At 72.9% G+C, this 14,202-nt stretch carries 16 protein-coding genes; 13 read left to right on the top strand and 3 right to left on the bottom strand.

Going from position 1 to position 14,202, the window contains the following annotated elements:
• Positions 1-35 precede the first annotated feature (35 nt).
• Positions 36-836 (top strand): SDR family NAD(P)-dependent oxidoreductase, encoded by an 801-nt coding sequence (locus ACN28A_RS33590; RefSeq protein ID WP_421402360.1) that lies wholly within the window; start codon positions 36-38, stop codon positions 834-836.
• A 15-nt stretch (positions 837-851) separates the two neighbouring features.
• On the opposite strand, the gene ACN28A_RS33585 is transcribed toward ACN28A_RS33590, so the two are convergent.
• The gene (locus tag ACN28A_RS33585) at positions 852-1,358 is read right to left on the bottom strand and encodes a DinB family protein (protein ID WP_421402357.1); all 507 of its coding nucleotides are present in this window, start codon (positions 1,356-1,358) and stop codon (positions 852-854) included.
• Positions 1,359-1,621: 263 nt separating this feature from the next.
• Here ACN28A_RS33585 and ACN28A_RS33580 point away from each other — a divergent pair, with 263 nt between their 5' ends.
• From ACN28A_RS33580 to ptsP, 8 genes are all read left to right on the top strand, one after another.
• Complete coding sequence (locus tag ACN28A_RS33580) at positions 1,622-2,383, top strand: DeoR/GlpR family DNA-binding transcription regulator (protein WP_421402355.1); 762 nt, start codon at positions 1,622-1,624, stop codon at positions 2,381-2,383.
• Positions 2,380-3,324 carry a 1-phosphofructokinase gene (gene pfkB, locus ACN28A_RS33575; protein ID WP_421402352.1) on the top strand — a complete coding sequence of 315 codons (945 nt, stop codon included), beginning with the start codon at positions 2,380-2,382 and terminating at the stop codon, positions 3,322-3,324. Before ACN28A_RS33580 ends, pfkB begins: the two co-directional genes overlap by 4 nt.
• Before the next feature lie 123 nt (positions 3,325-3,447).
• Positions 3,448-4,662, top strand: a complete 1,215-nt coding sequence (gene mtlA / locus ACN28A_RS33570; RefSeq protein WP_421402349.1) for a mannitol-specific PTS transporter subunit IIC — start codon at positions 3,448-3,450, stop codon at positions 4,660-4,662.
• Between the two features lie 69 nt (positions 4,663-4,731).
• A complete protein-coding gene (locus tag ACN28A_RS33565) occupies positions 4,732-5,040 on the top strand; it encodes a PTS lactose transporter subunit IIB (RefSeq protein ID WP_421402346.1) in 309 nt (102 codons plus the stop codon).
• Between the two features lies 1 nt (position 5,041).
• Complete coding sequence (locus tag ACN28A_RS33560; protein WP_421404782.1) at positions 5,042-5,491, top strand: PTS sugar transporter subunit IIA; 450 nt, start codon at positions 5,042-5,044, stop codon at positions 5,489-5,491.
• Entirely contained in the window at positions 5,488-6,528 is a 1,041-nt protein-coding gene (locus tag ACN28A_RS33555; RefSeq protein WP_421402345.1) for a zinc-dependent dehydrogenase, read from the top strand. Before ACN28A_RS33560 ends, ACN28A_RS33555 begins: the two co-directional genes overlap by 4 nt.
• Before the next feature lie 31 nt (positions 6,529-6,559).
• Positions 6,560-6,844 carry an HPr family phosphocarrier protein gene (locus tag ACN28A_RS33550; RefSeq protein ID WP_421402341.1) on the top strand — a complete coding sequence of 95 codons (285 nt, stop codon included), beginning with the start codon at positions 6,560-6,562 and terminating at the stop codon, positions 6,842-6,844.
• Positions 6,837-8,489, top strand: coding sequence for a phosphoenolpyruvate--protein phosphotransferase (gene ptsP / locus ACN28A_RS33545; protein WP_421402340.1), 1,653 nt, complete (start codon positions 6,837-6,839; stop codon positions 8,487-8,489). Before ACN28A_RS33550 ends, ptsP begins: the two co-directional genes overlap by 8 nt.
• A gap of 205 nt (positions 8,490-8,694) precedes the next feature.
• On the opposite strand, the gene ACN28A_RS33540 is transcribed toward ptsP, so the two are convergent.
• Positions 8,695-8,919 carry a DUF2188 domain-containing protein gene (locus tag ACN28A_RS33540; RefSeq protein WP_278062141.1) on the bottom strand — a complete coding sequence of 75 codons (225 nt, stop codon included), beginning with the start codon at positions 8,917-8,919 and terminating at the stop codon, positions 8,695-8,697.
• 176 nt (positions 8,920-9,095) lie between these two features.
• Here ACN28A_RS33540 and ACN28A_RS33535 point away from each other — a divergent pair, with 176 nt between their 5' ends.
• Both ACN28A_RS33535 and ACN28A_RS33530 read left to right on the top strand, forming a co-directional pair.
• The gene (locus ACN28A_RS33535) at positions 9,096-9,914 is read left to right on the top strand and encodes an ArsR/SmtB family transcription factor (protein WP_421402338.1); all 819 of its coding nucleotides are present in this window, start codon (positions 9,096-9,098) and stop codon (positions 9,912-9,914) included.
• A gap of 243 nt (positions 9,915-10,157) precedes the next feature.
• Positions 10,158-11,075 carry a pentapeptide repeat-containing protein gene (locus tag ACN28A_RS33530; protein ID WP_421404780.1) on the top strand — a complete coding sequence of 306 codons (918 nt, stop codon included), beginning with the start codon at positions 10,158-10,160 and terminating at the stop codon, positions 11,073-11,075.
• Positions 11,076-11,132: 57 nt separating this feature from the next.
• Here the strand turns inward: ACN28A_RS33530 and ACN28A_RS33525 are convergent, their stop codons facing one another.
• On the bottom strand, positions 11,133-12,404 hold the full coding sequence (locus tag ACN28A_RS33525; RefSeq protein WP_421402335.1) for a multidrug effflux MFS transporter: 1,272 nt from the start codon (positions 12,402-12,404) through the stop codon (positions 11,133-11,135).
• Between the two features lie 211 nt (positions 12,405-12,615).
• Here ACN28A_RS33525 and ACN28A_RS33520 point away from each other — a divergent pair, with 211 nt between their 5' ends.
• The gene (locus ACN28A_RS33520; protein WP_421402332.1) at positions 12,616-13,677 is read left to right on the top strand and encodes a DUF2332 domain-containing protein; all 1,062 of its coding nucleotides are present in this window, start codon (positions 12,616-12,618) and stop codon (positions 13,675-13,677) included.
• 40 nt (positions 13,678-13,717) lie between these two features.
• Entirely contained in the window at positions 13,718-14,074 is a 357-nt protein-coding gene (locus tag ACN28A_RS33515) for an ArsR/SmtB family transcription factor (protein ID WP_421402329.1), read from the top strand.
• Positions 14,075-14,202 lie beyond the last annotated feature (128 nt).

The following is a 14,202-nucleotide window of genomic DNA, read 5'->3' as shown; positions in this document are numbered from 1 at the left end:
TCCGGCGCGGCGGGTTCGGCGATACCGTCTGCGTCGTGGCTGCGGAAAACTCGGGACTCGCCCTGCCCGGCGCGGCCGTGGTGGTGACCGGGGCCGGGTCCGGCATCGGTGCGGCGCTGGCCGCCCGGTTCGCCGCCGAGGGCGCCCGGGTGCTGGTCAACGACCTCGACGCGGACGCGGCCCGGTCGGTCGCGGCCCGGATCGGCGGCGAGGACTTTCCGGCCGACGCGGCGGACCCGGCGGCAGTGGCCGAGCTGGTCCGGTACGCCCGGCAGCGGTTCGGCCGGATCGACCTGTTCTGCGCCAACGCGGGGGTGCCGGGCAGCGGCGGGCTGGACGCCGCCGACCAGACCTGGGAACACGCCTGGCGGGTGAACGCGATGTCCCCGGTGTACGCCGCCCGCGAGCTGCTGCCCGACTGGCTGGCCGCCGGGCGCGGTCGGCTCCTCGTCACCGCCTCGGCGGCCGGTCTGCTCACCCTGCTCGGCGCCGCCCCGTACTCGGTGACCAAGCACGCGGCGGTGGCGTTCGCCGAGTGGCTGCGGGCGAGTTACGCCCACCGGGGCATCGTGGTGCAGGCGCTCTGTCCACAGGGGGTCCGCACCCCGATGCTGGAGCGGGGCGAGGGACCCGGGGCGGCCCTGCTCGTCGCCGGGGCGGTCGACCCGGAGCAGGTCGCCGAGGCGGTGCTGGCGGGGCTGGCCGACGACCGGTTCCTGGTGCTGCCGCATCCGGAGGTGGCGACGTACTACCGACGCCGGGCCGCCGACCCGGACCGCTGGCTGCGGGGCATGAACCAGGTGCAGCGCGACCTCGAACGTCCGGCCGGAGACTGAACCGCCGGGTTGCCGCTACTCGCCGACCTGGCCGTCGATCGCCTCCCTGATCAGGTCGGCGTGCCCGTTGTGCCGGGCGTACTCGTCGATCATGTGGTTGAGCACCCAGCGGAGCGAGAGGGACTGTCCGGTGATCGAATGGGTGCTCAGCGCCTCCAACGGACGTCCGGCGGTGATCCGACGGGACGTCTCGACCTCGGCCCGCCAGATCGCGAAGGACTCCTCACCGGTGGCGGAGTCGATGTCGTTGAAGTCCCCCTTGGGGTCGTCGGTGGCCGTGTAGAGGCTGCCGGGATAGTTCTCGGCGATCCCGCCCTGGAAATACCACCGCTCGACGCCGGCCAGGTGCCGCACCAGGCCGAGCAGGGTGAGGTCGGAGGTGGGGACCGCCCGTCGGCGGAGTTGCTCGTCGGGTAGTCCGGCGCAGGTGCGGACCAGCGCGTTCCGGTGCCAGTCGAGGAAGCAGGTCAGCAGGGTCCGCTCGTCGGCGTCGGCCGGGAGCTGGAAGCGGTCGTCATGCACGGCCGGATGATAGGCGCCGGGTGTGTCATCGACAGCTTGCCGGATAGGAACGGACATGGCTGTGGGTTTCGGCCTGGCTCGTGACCGGCTGCCTGCCCGCCCTTCTTCGGCGACGACCCCGGTCTTCACCTGGCCGTAATGCACCGGATCATGCCCAACTGCGTCGCGTAGATGACCAGACTGTTACGTCTGGATGTTGACTCGCCACAACAACGGGCGTAAACAGAAGAGAACCAAAAACAATCGGGCGGGAGATCTTCCGGATGTACGCCGAGGAACGTCAGCAGGAGATCCTGCGCCTGGCCCGCGAGGCAGGCCGGGTCGACGTGGTGACGCTGGCCGAGGGCCTGAACGTGACCGCGGAGACGATCCGTCGCGACCTGACGGTGCTGGAGCGGGCCGGGGTGCTCCGCCGGGTGCACGGCGGGGCGATCCCGGTCGAGCGGATCGGCTTCGAGCCCGCCCTCGCCGCCCGGGACGCCGTACTCATCAGCGAGAAGGAGCGGATCGCCAAGGCGGCACTCGCCGAACTTCCCGACGAGGGCGCGGTCATCCTGGACGCCGGCACCACCACCGCCCGGCTGGCGCACCTGCTGCCCGCCGACCGCGAGCTGACCGTGGTGGTCAACTCGCCGGTGCTGGCCTCCGCGCTCGGCCTGAAGCCCAACCTGACCGTGCTGCTGCTCGGCGGTCGGTTGCGCGGCAAGACGCTGGCCACAGTGGACGACTGGGCACTGCGACCGCTGGCGGAGCTCTATGTCGACGTCGCCTTCATGGGCACCAACGGCTGCTCGGTCGAGCGCGGGATGACCACCCCGGACCCGGCCGAGGCGGCGGTGAAACGGGCGATGATCGGTGCCGCCCGCCGGGTGGTGCTGCTCGCCGACCACACCAAGATCGGCAACGACTACCTGGCCCGGTTCGGCACCCTGGCGGACCTCGACCTGCTGATCACCGACAACGGGCTCGACCAGGAACTCGCCGACGAGGTGGAGGCGGCCGGCGTACGGGTGGTCCGGGCATGATCCTCACCGTCACGCTCAACCCCAGCCTGGACCGGGCGATGGAGATCGACCGGCTGGGCCGGGGTGCGGTGATCCGGGCCACCTCCACCCGGCTGGACCCGGGCGGCAAGGGGGTCAACGTCTCCCGGGCGTTGCTGGCCAACGGGATACCGTCCCGGGCCGTGCTCCCGGTCGGCGGCGAGGAGGGCGACCAACTCGTCCGGCTGCTGGAGAGCGAGGGTGTCGAGCCGCTTGTCGTGCCGATCGCCGGACGTACCCGGTCGAACATCACCCTCGCCGAGCCGGACGGCACGGTAACGAAGATCAACGAATCCGGACCGGTGCTGGCCGGACCGGAGTTCGCCGAGATCACCAGGGCGGTGCTGGTTGCGGCCGACTCGGCCGACTGGGTGGTGGCCTGCGGCAGCGTGCCGCCCGGACTGCCGGTGGCGGCCTTCGGTGACCTCTGCGCCCGGCTTGTCGACGCCGGGGTCCGGCTCGCGGTCGACACCAGCGGGCCGGCGCTGCGGGCCGCCGCCGAGGCCGGGGTGGCGCTGGTCAAGCCGAACCGCGAGGAGCTGGCCGAGGCGGTCGGCACCCCGCTGCGGTCCCTCGGCGACGTGGTCGACGCCGCCGCCCGGCTCCGGAGTTGGGGTGCCGGCAGCGTACTGGCCAGCCTCGGCGCCGACGGCGCGGTGCTTGTCGACGCGACAGCCGTGCTGACCGGCGAGTCGCCGGTGGCGCGGCCGAGGAGCACGGTCGGCGCCGGAGACGCGCTGCTGGCCGGCTTCCTGGCGGCCGGAGCCGACGGCCCCGAGGCCCTCGCCGAGGGCCTCGCCTGGGGGGCGGCGGCGGTCAGCCTGCCCGGCAGCCGGATGCCCGGCCCCGCCGACCTGCTCCGGAACGCCGTCCGACTCCATCCCCGGCCGGACCTGGTCCGGCCGCTGCTGCCGCAGGGGTGAACCGGTGAGCCCAGCGACGCAACCAAGAAGCCGCCGGTGCCGGCCGATCCGGGCCGGTGGCACGACATCCGAACCCGGCCGCGTTCGGTAACGCGGGCCATACCTCTGCGAAGGAGTCCCCCAATGGCCATGTCGTACACCCCGGAGGTCCAGGGCACCGGCTTCAAAGCCCGGGTCCAGCGGATCGGCGGGCACCTGGCCGGGATGGTTATGCCCAACATCGGGGCGTTCATCGCCTGGGGCCTGATCACCGCGCTCTTCATCCCGACCGGCTGGCTGCCCAACGAGGACCTGGCCAAGCTGGTCGACCCGATGATCTTCAGCCTGCTGCCGATCCTGATCGGCTACACCGGCGGCCGGATCGTGCACGGCCAGCGCGGTGCGGTGGTCGGCGCGGTCGCCACGGTCGGCATGATCGTCGGGGCGGACATTCCGATGTTCCTCGGTGCGATGATCATGGGTCCCGCCGCCGCGTACCTGATCAAGCTCTTCGACGGGCTGGTCCGGGACCGGATCCGCCCCGGCTTCGAGATGCTCGTCGACAACTTCTCCGCCGGCATCGTCGGTGGCGGGATGGCGCTGCTCGGAGTCTGGCTGATCGGCCCCGTGGTGGCCCGGCTCAGCGACTGGGCCGGTGCCGGGGTGGACTGGCTGATCGGGCAGAACCTGCTGCCGGTCGCCTCCGTACTCGTCGAGCCGGCCAAGGTGCTCTTCCTGAACAACGCCATCAACCACGGCGTACTCTCGCCACTGGCCGTGGCGCAGGCGCAGGAGACCGGCAAGTCGATCCTGTTCATGATCGAGTCGAATCCCGGCCCGGGCCTCGGCCTGCTGCTCGCGTTCTTCCTCTTCGGGCCGCGTTCGCTGCGCCCGAGCGTGCCGGCCGCCGGCATCATCCACTTCCTCGGCGGCATCCACGAGATCTACTTCCCGTACGTGCTGATGAAGCCGCGGCTGATCCTCGCCACCATCGCCGGTGGCGCCGCCGGGGTCGCCACCTTCATGGTCACCGGTGCCGGGTTGGTCGCCACCCCCTCGCCGGGCAGCATCTTCGCCTACGCGGCGGTCACCCCGCGCGGCGGCTGGTTCGGCATGGTGCTCGGCGTGCTGATCGCCACCGTGGTCTCCTTCGTGGTCGCCTCGGCGCTGCTCGGCTTCGGCAGGCTCAACGGCGAACCGGAGACCGACGAGGCCGCCGAGACCGACCGGGCCACCGACGCCGACGAGACCACCGCTGACGGGAGCGTCCGGGCCGGTGCGCCGGCGCCGGCCGGTGCCGAGGACCGGGACCGCGAGAGCAGCCCGGCGGTGGCCCGTTCGGCCGGCGCCGAGAGCTGAACCGGAAGGTGAGCGCCGCGACGGACCGGAAACCGACCGGACCAGCGAACGAAGGAAAGGGGTACCGCGATGGGCAGCATCAACGGTAAAGACATCCACAAGGTGGTCGTCGCCTGCGACGCCGGGATGGGCAGCAGCGTCATGCTCGCCAGCCAGCTCCGCAAGCAGCTGAAGAAGTACTCGGTCGCGGTGGAGCACACCCCGGTCAACTCGATCCCCGGCGACGCCGACGTGGTGATCACGCACAACGGGCTGGCCGCCCGCGCCCGGGCCGCCGCACCGGGCAAGGTCGTCGTGCCGTTCCAGGTCTTCCTCGGGGACCCGGCGGTGACCGCCGTGGTCAAGGCGATCGAGTCCGGCGGTGAGGTAAGTGGCTGAGCTGACCGGTGACCTGCTCGACCGGCGGGCGATCCTGCTGGCCGAGACCGCCGCCGACCGCGACGCCGCGATCCGGCGCTGCGGCGAGGCCCTGGTCGAGATCGACGCGGTGCATCCGGAGTACCTGCGGAGCATGCTCGACCGGGAACGCTCGGTCTCGACGTACGTCGGCGAGGGGGTGGCGATCCCGCACGGCACGCTCGCCGGCAAGGACCTGGTGCACCGGGACGCGCTGGCGGTGCTCCGGTTTCCGGCCGGGGTGGACTGGGGCGGCCAGCCGGTCACCATCTGCGTGGCGATAGCCGCCCGCGGCGACGGCCACGTCGAGCTGCTGGCCAGCCTCGCCGAGATCCTGCTCGACACCGACCGGGCCCGCGCGCTGCGCGAGGCCACCGATCCCGATGACGTGCTGGCGCTGCTCACGCCGGCACCGGAGGACAGCAACCGATGAAGGCCGTTCGATTCCACGCCCCCGGCGACGTACGCATCGAAGACGTCCCCGAGCCCACCCCGGGCCCCGGAGACGTGAAGATCCGGGTACGCAACTGCTCCACCTGCGGCACCGACGTGAAGATCTCGAAGTTCGGGCACCACCACATCCACCCGCCCCGGGTGATGGGGCACGAAATCGCCGGCGAGGTGGTGCAGACCGGTGCCGGGGTGACCGGCTGGGCACCCGGCGACCGGGTGCAGGTGATCGCGGCGATCCCGTGCGGCACCTGCGCCGAGTGCCGACGCGGCCGGCTGACCGTCTGCCCGAACCAGGAGTCGATGGGCTACCACTACGAGGGCGGCTTCGCGCAGTACCTGGTGGTCCCGGCGAAGGTGCTGGCGGTGGACGGGCTGAACCGGATCCCGGACGGGGTCGGGTACGCCGAGGCGTCGGTGGCCGAGCCGCTGGCCTGCGTACTCAACGGGCAGCAGTTGGCCGCGGTCGGCGCCGGTGACGACGTGGTGGTGGTCGGTTCCGGGCCGATCGGCTGCCTGCACGTCCGGCTGGCCCGGGCCCGGGGCGCCGGTCGGGTCTTCCTGGTCGACCTCAACCGGGAGCGGCTGGAGCTGGCGGCCACGCTGGTCCGGCCGGACGCGGCGATCTGCGGCGCCGAGGTCGACCCGGTCGACGAGGTGCTGAAGCTGACCGACGGGCGCGGCGCGGACGTGATCATCACGGCGGCGGCCTCCGGCGCGGCCCAGGAGCAGGCGGTGCAGATGGCCGCCCGGCAGGGCCGGATCAGCTTCTTCGGCGGCCTGCCCAAGGACAACCCGGTGATCTCGCTCGACTCGAACCTGGTGCACTACCGCGAGCTGACGATCGTCGGCGCCAACGGGTCCAGCCCGGCGCAGAACGCCGAGGCGTTGCGGCTGATCGCCACCGGCGCGGTGCCGGTCTCCGACCTGATCACCCACCGGCTTCCGCTGGAACGGGCAATCGACGCCTTCGGCGTGGTCGCCCGGGGCGAGGCGATCAAGGTCACCATCGAACCCTGACAGATCGATCCTGCGAGAGAGGGAGGCCAGCATGGCTACCCGTACGGTGACTGTCGGTTCCGCCAGCGGCCTGCACGCCCGCCCGGCGGCGCTCTTCGTCGCGGCGGCCGGGGCGGCGCCGGTGCCGGTGACCATCCGGACCGGCGAGCGGCGGGCGGTACCCGCCAACAGCATGCTCTCGGTACTCGCCCTCGGCGCCAAGCAGGGCACCGAGGTGGTGCTGGAGGCCGACGGCGAGGGCGCCGAGGCGGCCCTGGACGGTCTCGCCGAGCTGCTGGCCCGGGACCTGGACGCGGAGGAGCCGGCCGATGCCTGAGCCGGCCGCCCCGGCGCAGCTGCGGGGCATCGGGGTCAGCCCGGGACTGGCCGGTGGACCGCTGCTGCGGGTCGCCGGGGTGCCGGCGCTGCCCGCGCCCGAGCCGGTGACCGATCCGGCGGCCGAGGCCGACCGGGCGGTGGCGGCACTGCGCGAGGTGGTCGCCGAGTTGACCCGCCGGGCCGACCGGTCCGGGGAGAAGACCCTTGTCGACGTACTCCGGGCCCAGGCGATGATGGCCGAGGACCCGGTGCTGCTCGACGCCGTACGCGAGAAGGTGCTGGCCGGTTCCGACGGGCCGCACGCCGTCGACGCGGCGTTCGCCACCCACCGGGCGGCTTTCGAGGCGGCCGGCGGATACCTCGCCGAGCGGGTCGCCGACCTGGACGACCTGCGCGACCGGGCGGTGGCGGTCTGCCTCGGCCGGCCGATGCCCGGAGTGCCCAGCCCGGGGCACCGGTACGTGCTCGCCGCCTGGGACCTGGCCCCGGCCGACACCGTCGACCTGGATCCGGAGCAGGTGGTCGCGCTTGTCACCGAGTCCGGCGGCCCGACCAGCCACACCGCGATCCTGGCCCGCGCGCTCGGGCTGCCCGCCGTGGTCGCCTGCCCCGGAATCCGCGACCTCGCCGACGGCACGACGGTACTCGTCGACGGCGCCAGCGGAGTGGTCCGGACCGGCGTCGACCCCGCCGAGGTGGCCGCCGCCGAGAACGCCGACCGGGAACGGCGGGCGGCGGTGGCCGCAGTCTCCGGCCCGGGGCGGACCGCCGACGGGCATCCGGTGGCGCTGCTCGGCAACGTCGGCTCGGCCCGGGAGGTGGCGGCGGCCGACGGTGCCGAGGGGGTCGGGCTGTTCCGCACCGAACTGCTCTTCCTGGACCGTGCCCGGGAGCCGTCGGTGGACGAGCAGGCCGAGGCGTACCGGGAGGTCTTCGCGGCGCTGGACGGGCGCCGGGTGGTGATCCGCACCCTGGACGCGGGCGCGGACAAGCCGCTGCCGTTCCTCGGCCAGGCAGACGAGCCGAACCCGGCGCTGGGAGTGCGCGGCCTGCGGCTGGTCCGGCAGCGTCCCGAGCTGCTGCACCGCCAGTTGGCGGCCATCGCCCGCGCGGCCGAACAGACCGGGGCGGAGGTCTGGGTGATGGCCCCGATGGTCGCCACCCGCGCCGAGGCGGCCGGCTTCGCCGACGCGGTGCACTCCGCCGGGCTGCCGAAGGCCGGCGTGATGGTCGAGGTGCCGGCGGCGGCGCTGCGCGCCGGTCAGCTGCTGGAGGTCGTCGACTTCCTCAGCATCGGCACCAACGACCTCAGCCAGTACGCCTTCGCCGCCGATCGGCAGTCCGGACTGCTCGCCGAGCTGCTGGACCCGTGGCAGCCGGCCCTGCTGCGGCTGGTCGCCGAGGTCGGCGCGGCCGGACGGGCCGCCGGCAAGCCGGTCGGGGTCTGCGGCGAGGCTGCCGCCGATCCGCTGCTCGCCCCGGTCCTGGTCGGCCTCGGCATGACCAGTCTCTCCATGTCGAGCCGGTCGCTGGGCCCGGTACGGGCGGCGCTGGCGCAGTACTCGTACGCCGACTGCGTCCGGCTGGCCCGGCTGGCCCTGGACGCCGACGACCCGGAGCAGGCTCGCAAAGCGGTCAGCTGACCGGCACCGACCGGGGGATTGCCTGGCCGATCGCTGGACGCGATGAACGGTCCGGTTTCTACCGGGACCGGGGCGTGCGTACGGTGGGACCCGGGGCATCGTCCGGCCGAACCGGAGCACGGATCGGCCCACACCTGCGGATGCTGGCGTGGGCCGATGTGCGGGGGAGGAGAGCGCCGGGTGCCGGCGCCTCCGGAGGCTGTCCTCAGCCTGCGGGCGGGAACGGGTCGTCGCGGTAGGTGTACTCGGTCTCGACCTGGCCGTCCTGCTTGTGCACGACGAGCTGGCTCGGCGGGTCCGCCTTGGCCGCCTCACGACCGGCACCGAGCGCGCTCTCCTTGGTGTCGTAGTGACCGTCCACCGTGGAGCCGTGCTCCACCTTCCAGCCATTGCCCTCGGGTACGACGTGGTACTGCGTCCGCGCGGTCATCTGTCCCTCCTGTGTCGAGTCGCCTATGGCAGGAAGTGCTACCCGGAAGCCCGGATCGGAAACCCCTGATCCACTGGCCGGCCACGGTGATCTTCGATCGAGTTGACATGCAGCCGACTGGCTGCATATGGTTCAGGCAACCAGATGGCTGCATGTTTGTCGTGAGGGTGACGGGGATGGACGAGGTGTTCAGGGCGCTGGCCGACAGCAGTCGCCGCCGGCTGCTGGACAGCCTCAACGCCCGCAACGGGCAGAGCCTGCGGGAACTCTGCGCGGGGCTGGCGATGACCCGGCAGTCCGTCAGCAAGCACCTCGCGGTGCTGGTGGCGGCCAACCTCGTCAGCACGCTGTGGCGGGGCCGGGAGAAGCTGCACTACCTCAACGCCGAGCCGATCAACGCCATCGCCGACCGCTGGATCCAGCAGTACGACCGGGGGCGGGTGCGAGCGCTCGCCGACCTCAAGAGCGCATTGGAGCAGGAACCCATGAGCGAGCGCGAGTTCGTCTACACCAGCTACATCAACACCACTCCGGAGCGCCTCTGGCAGGCGCTCACCGATCCCGCCTTCACCAGCCGCTACTGGGGGGTCACCTTCGAGACGGACTGGCAGGTCGGCTCGGAGATGCTCTGGGTGCACAACGGCGTACGGGTTGCCGGGCCGGAGCAGGTCGTGCTGGCGGCGGAGCCCTACCGGCGGCTGTCGTACGCCTGGCACGACTTCGGGCCGGAGTTCGCCCAGGCGTACGAGATGGATCCGGCCGAGGTGGCGAAGTTCGCCGCCGAGCCGCGCAGCAGGGTGAGTTTCGAGATCGAGCCTCGGGGTGCGGCGGTGCGGCTGACCGTCGTACACCAGGGTTTCACGCCCGGCAGCGCCCTGCTGGAGAGCGTGAGCGAGGGCTGGTCGGAGCTGCTCTCCAGCCTCAAGACGCTGCTGGAGACCGGCGAGCCGCTGCCGCAGGCCGAACCGGAGCCGGTCGCTCCGGTCGCCGGCTGATCCGGTCGCTGGGTGATCCGGTCGCCGGCTGATCCGGTCGCCGGCTGGTCGGCCTGGTGGCGCCGGTCCGATAGGTACCCTTTAGCCAGCTCGACCACGAGACCTGCCCGGCGTCGGCGGCCGGGACCGGCTCGTGCACCCGCTGCCAGGAGATCGACTGTCGTGTCCGGCGCTCCCGAGTCCGCACCCCCGCCCGACGCTACGACCGATCCGCCGACGGAGCCGGCCGGACGGCGGCGGGAGCTGCGGGCGGACTGCACGCGCTGCTTCGGGCTCTGCTGCGTGGTGCCGGCCTTCACCGCCTCCTCGGACTTCGCCATCGACAAGCCCGCCGGCCGGGCCTGCCCCAACCTGCGCTCCGACCACCGCTGCGGCATCCACCGCGACCTGCGACAGCGCGGCTTCGCCGGATGTACGGTCTTCGACTGCTTCGGCGCCGGCCAGCAGGTCGCCCAGGTCACCTACCGGGGCCGGGACTGGCGGACCAACCCGGAGGTGGCGGCCGGGATGTTCGAGGTGTTCCCGGTCGTGCGACAACTCCACGAACTGCTCTGGTATCTGACCGAGGCGCTGGCGCTGCGCCCGGCCGAGCCGCTGCACACCGAGCTGGCCGCCGCCCGCGTCGCGACCGAGCTGCTCGCCGACGGCGATCCGGCCTCGCTCGTCGCACTCGACGTGGCAACCCACCGCCAGGTCGTCAACGAGCTGCTGTTGCGGACCAGCGAAGAGATCCGCACCCGGGACGACCGCACCCGGGACGACCGCACCCGGGACGACCGCACCCGGGACGATCGACCGGGGGGCGACGGGCGGGGCGTCGATCGGCGAGGGGCCGACTTGATCGGGGCCGACCTGCGCCGGAGCAGCCTGGTCGGAGCCAATCTGCGCGGCGCGTACCTGATCGGGGCCGACCTGCGCGGGGTCGACCTGACCCTGGCCGACCTGACCGGGGCGGACCTGCGCGGGGCCGACCTGCGCGGCGCTGACCTGCGCCGAAGCATCTTCCTCACCCAGGCACAGCTCGACGCGGCAAAGGGGGGCCCGCGAACGGCCCTCCCGCCGACCCTACGCCACCCCGCACACTGGCCCGCATCATCGTCAACATCGTCACCACCACCCACCGCCGCCCGCCACCCCCGCCGCAGGGGCGGAACCAGATGATCAGGGAGCGTCCGGCCTGTCCTGACCGGCCGGACGCTCCCTGATCATGGAAGCCGCTCAGTGCGCGGGGGCGACCTCGGGGGTGGTGGGGGTGGTGAGGTGGGCGGGGCGGACCGCCAGGAGGAGCGTGGCGAGCGCGGCGAGCATCCCGCTGGCGATCACCAGGCCCATTCCGACGCTGCCGTTGCCGAGTACGCCGACAAGTGGGGCCAGCAGCGCGCCGATGCCGAACTGCACCGCACCGAGCAGCGCCGCCGCCGTGCCGGCCGCCTCGCCGTGCCGGCTCAACGCCAGCGCCGGGGCGTTCGGCATGGCCAGGCCCGCGGCGGCGAGCACCACCCAGAGCGAGACGAGCACGGCGGGCAGCCCGCCGAACCCGGTCGAGGCGAAGGCGAGCAGCGTGAACCCGGCAAGCGTGCCGACGGTCAGCGCGGTGACCAGGATCCGCTGCGGGGCGTACCGGCGCAGCAGCCGGACGTTGAACTGGGAGGCGCCGATCAGCCCCACCGCACCCGCCCCGAAGACGATCCCGAACTGCTGCTCGTCGAGGCCGTACTCCTCCTGGAAGACGAAGGACGATCCGGAGACGTACGCGAACAGTGCCGCCATCGACAGCCCGGCGACCGCGACGAGGCCGACGAACGTACGGTCCCGCAGCAGCGAGCGGTAGACCCGGGCGGTGCCGCGTACGCCGCCACTGCGCCGCCGGTGCACCGGCAGTGTCTCGGGGAGCTTGACCGCGGCGAGGGTGACCAGGACGATCCCGAAGACGCCGAGCGCGACGAAGACGCCCCGCCAGTCCGTCCAGCGCAGCACCGCGCTGCCCAGCGTGGGTGCCAGCACGGGTGCGGCACCCATCACCAGCATCAGCCGGGAGAAGATCCGGGCGAACGCGGTTCCGCTGAACAGGTCCCGGACCACGGCCATCGCCACCACGGCGGCGGCGGCGGTGCCGAGCCCCTGCAACACCCGCAGTACGCCGAGCACCCCGACGTTCGGGGCGACGACGCAGAGCGCGGAGGCGACCACGTGCAGCACCAGCCCGGCGAGCAGCGGGACCCGCCGGCCGACCGCGTCGGAGAACGGGCCGATCACGAGCTGGCCGAGGGCCAGACCGGCCAGGGTGCCGGTGAGGGTCAGCTGGACCGCGGCCTCGGCGGTGGCGAAGTCGGCGGTGATCGCCGGCAGCGCCGGCAGGTACATGTCGATGGTCAGCGGTCCGATGGCGATCAGTGAACCGAGTACCAGGACGAGCCGCAGCCGTTCCCGCCCGGTCATCAGGTCGCCGGGCGTGGCGGGCGCCTCGACCGGCGCGGCGGTGGCGGTCATGAGGTCTGTCCCGGCTGCTGGGCGTACGTCTGAACGCGGACTGCGAAGATCACACCTGCCTCCAACCACTGGCGCTGCGGGGCATTCCCGCTTGATCAAGAGGTGCTCCAGTTCACAGCCACCGGACCGCCGCGACCCGATACTGGTACGACGTCCCGGCGGGACGGGGACCCAGGCAGGGGACCCGGGGACGGAACCAGGGACGGGGGACATGGCGGCTGGGCGGGAGATCGATCAACTCGCGGGGCACTTCGCCGCCGCACCGGCGACCTTCACCACCTCCCCGCTCTACCGGGCGCTCTGCCCGGTGGTGGCGGGAGACCGGCCGACCCTCGAACTGCTGACCGGCCGGCGCCCGGGGCAGCAGGCGTCGTACCTGTTCTTCGGGGCGGCACACTACCTGCTGCTGGCCGGGGTAGGGCATCCGCTGCGCGACTTCTACCCGTCGCTGGTCGGCCCCGCCGCCGCCCAGCCGGCGGATGCCGGACCGGTACTGCTGGACTTCTGCCGCCGCTACCGGGCCGACCTCGGCGAGCTGATCCGCACCCGGCTGGTGCAGACCAACGTGGTACGCCGGGCGGTCGCGCTGCGGTACGCGCTCCGGATCGTCGGGCAGCACTGCGCCGGGCCGGTACACCTGGTCGAGGTCGGGTCGAGCGCGGGCGTGCACCTGCACGTGGACCGCTACCGCTATCTGGTCGGTGGTCGGACGTTCGGTCCCGCCGACGCCACGGTCAGCCTGGACAGCCGGTGGCTGGGCCGGACGCCACCACCCGACCTGGACGACGTGCCGCAGATCGCAAGTCGGACCGGGGTGGACCTGAATCCGGTGGACGTCACCGACGAGTCCTCGCGACGCTGGCTGCGGGCGCTGGTCTGGCCGGAGAACCGGGACGCGGCGACGCTGCTCGAGTCGGCCCTCGACGCGGTGGCGGCCGACCCGCCGACCGTCGTCGCGGGTGATGCGGTGCAGGTCTGCCCGGAGGTGGGCCGGGCGCTGCCGCCGGGCGAACCGAGGGTGGTGTTCCATGCGGCGACCCGGATGCACGTACCGGCCGAGCGCCGGCCCGCCTTCGACCGCGCCATCGACTCGATCGGCGACGACGGCCCGCTGTACCACGTCTGGCAGGAGCCGCCGTCGGCGCCGCACGGCGGGCAGCTTGCCGACCCGCGTGCCGAGCTGGCTATGCACGGCCCGGACGGCGTGGTCATGCCGCTGCTCCGGGTCGACGGCCACCTCCGCTGGCTGGGCCCGCTGGATCCGCGGAACTGATCCGTGGACGGGCCGGCGTCGCGGCAGCAGACTGGTGCTCGTGTACGCACCCGACGAAGCGCCGGAAGCCGGTAACGAACCGGAGTTGCCGACCGAGGCCCAGATCGAGACGGCGGTGACCGCGCTGCGGATGCTCGCCGAGCCCACCCGGCTCCGCCTGCTCTGGCTGCTGCGCGACGGGGAGTACGACGTCGGCAGCCTGGCGCTGGCCGTCGGTGCCGCCCGGCCGGCGGTCTCACAGCACCTGGCGAAGCTGCTCCTGGCCGACCTGGTCGGGGTACGCCGGGACGGGCGGCGGGCCGTCTACCGGGCGCGCGGCGGCCACGTCCGCCGCCTGGTCACCGAGGTGCTGTACGCCGCCGACCATCACCTCACCGGCGCCCCGGACCACGACTGAGTTCACCCGGTGCGGACCGTGTTCATGGTCACCCGCCGCTGCGTCCACCCGCCGCTACCCCTCCACCCGCCGCTGCTGCGCCGCCGCAGGCTGGTCTAGGGTGGGATCTCCGGCAGGTGATGCAGATA

Origin of the sequence: Plantactinospora sp. WMMB782 (assembly GCF_049179135.1) — a bacterium.
Classification (GTDB): domain Bacteria; phylum Actinomycetota; class Actinomycetes; order Mycobacteriales; family Micromonosporaceae; genus Plantactinospora.
Note: the sequence above shows the minus strand (reverse complement) of the source record. Positions and strands in the feature narration are given on the sequence as shown.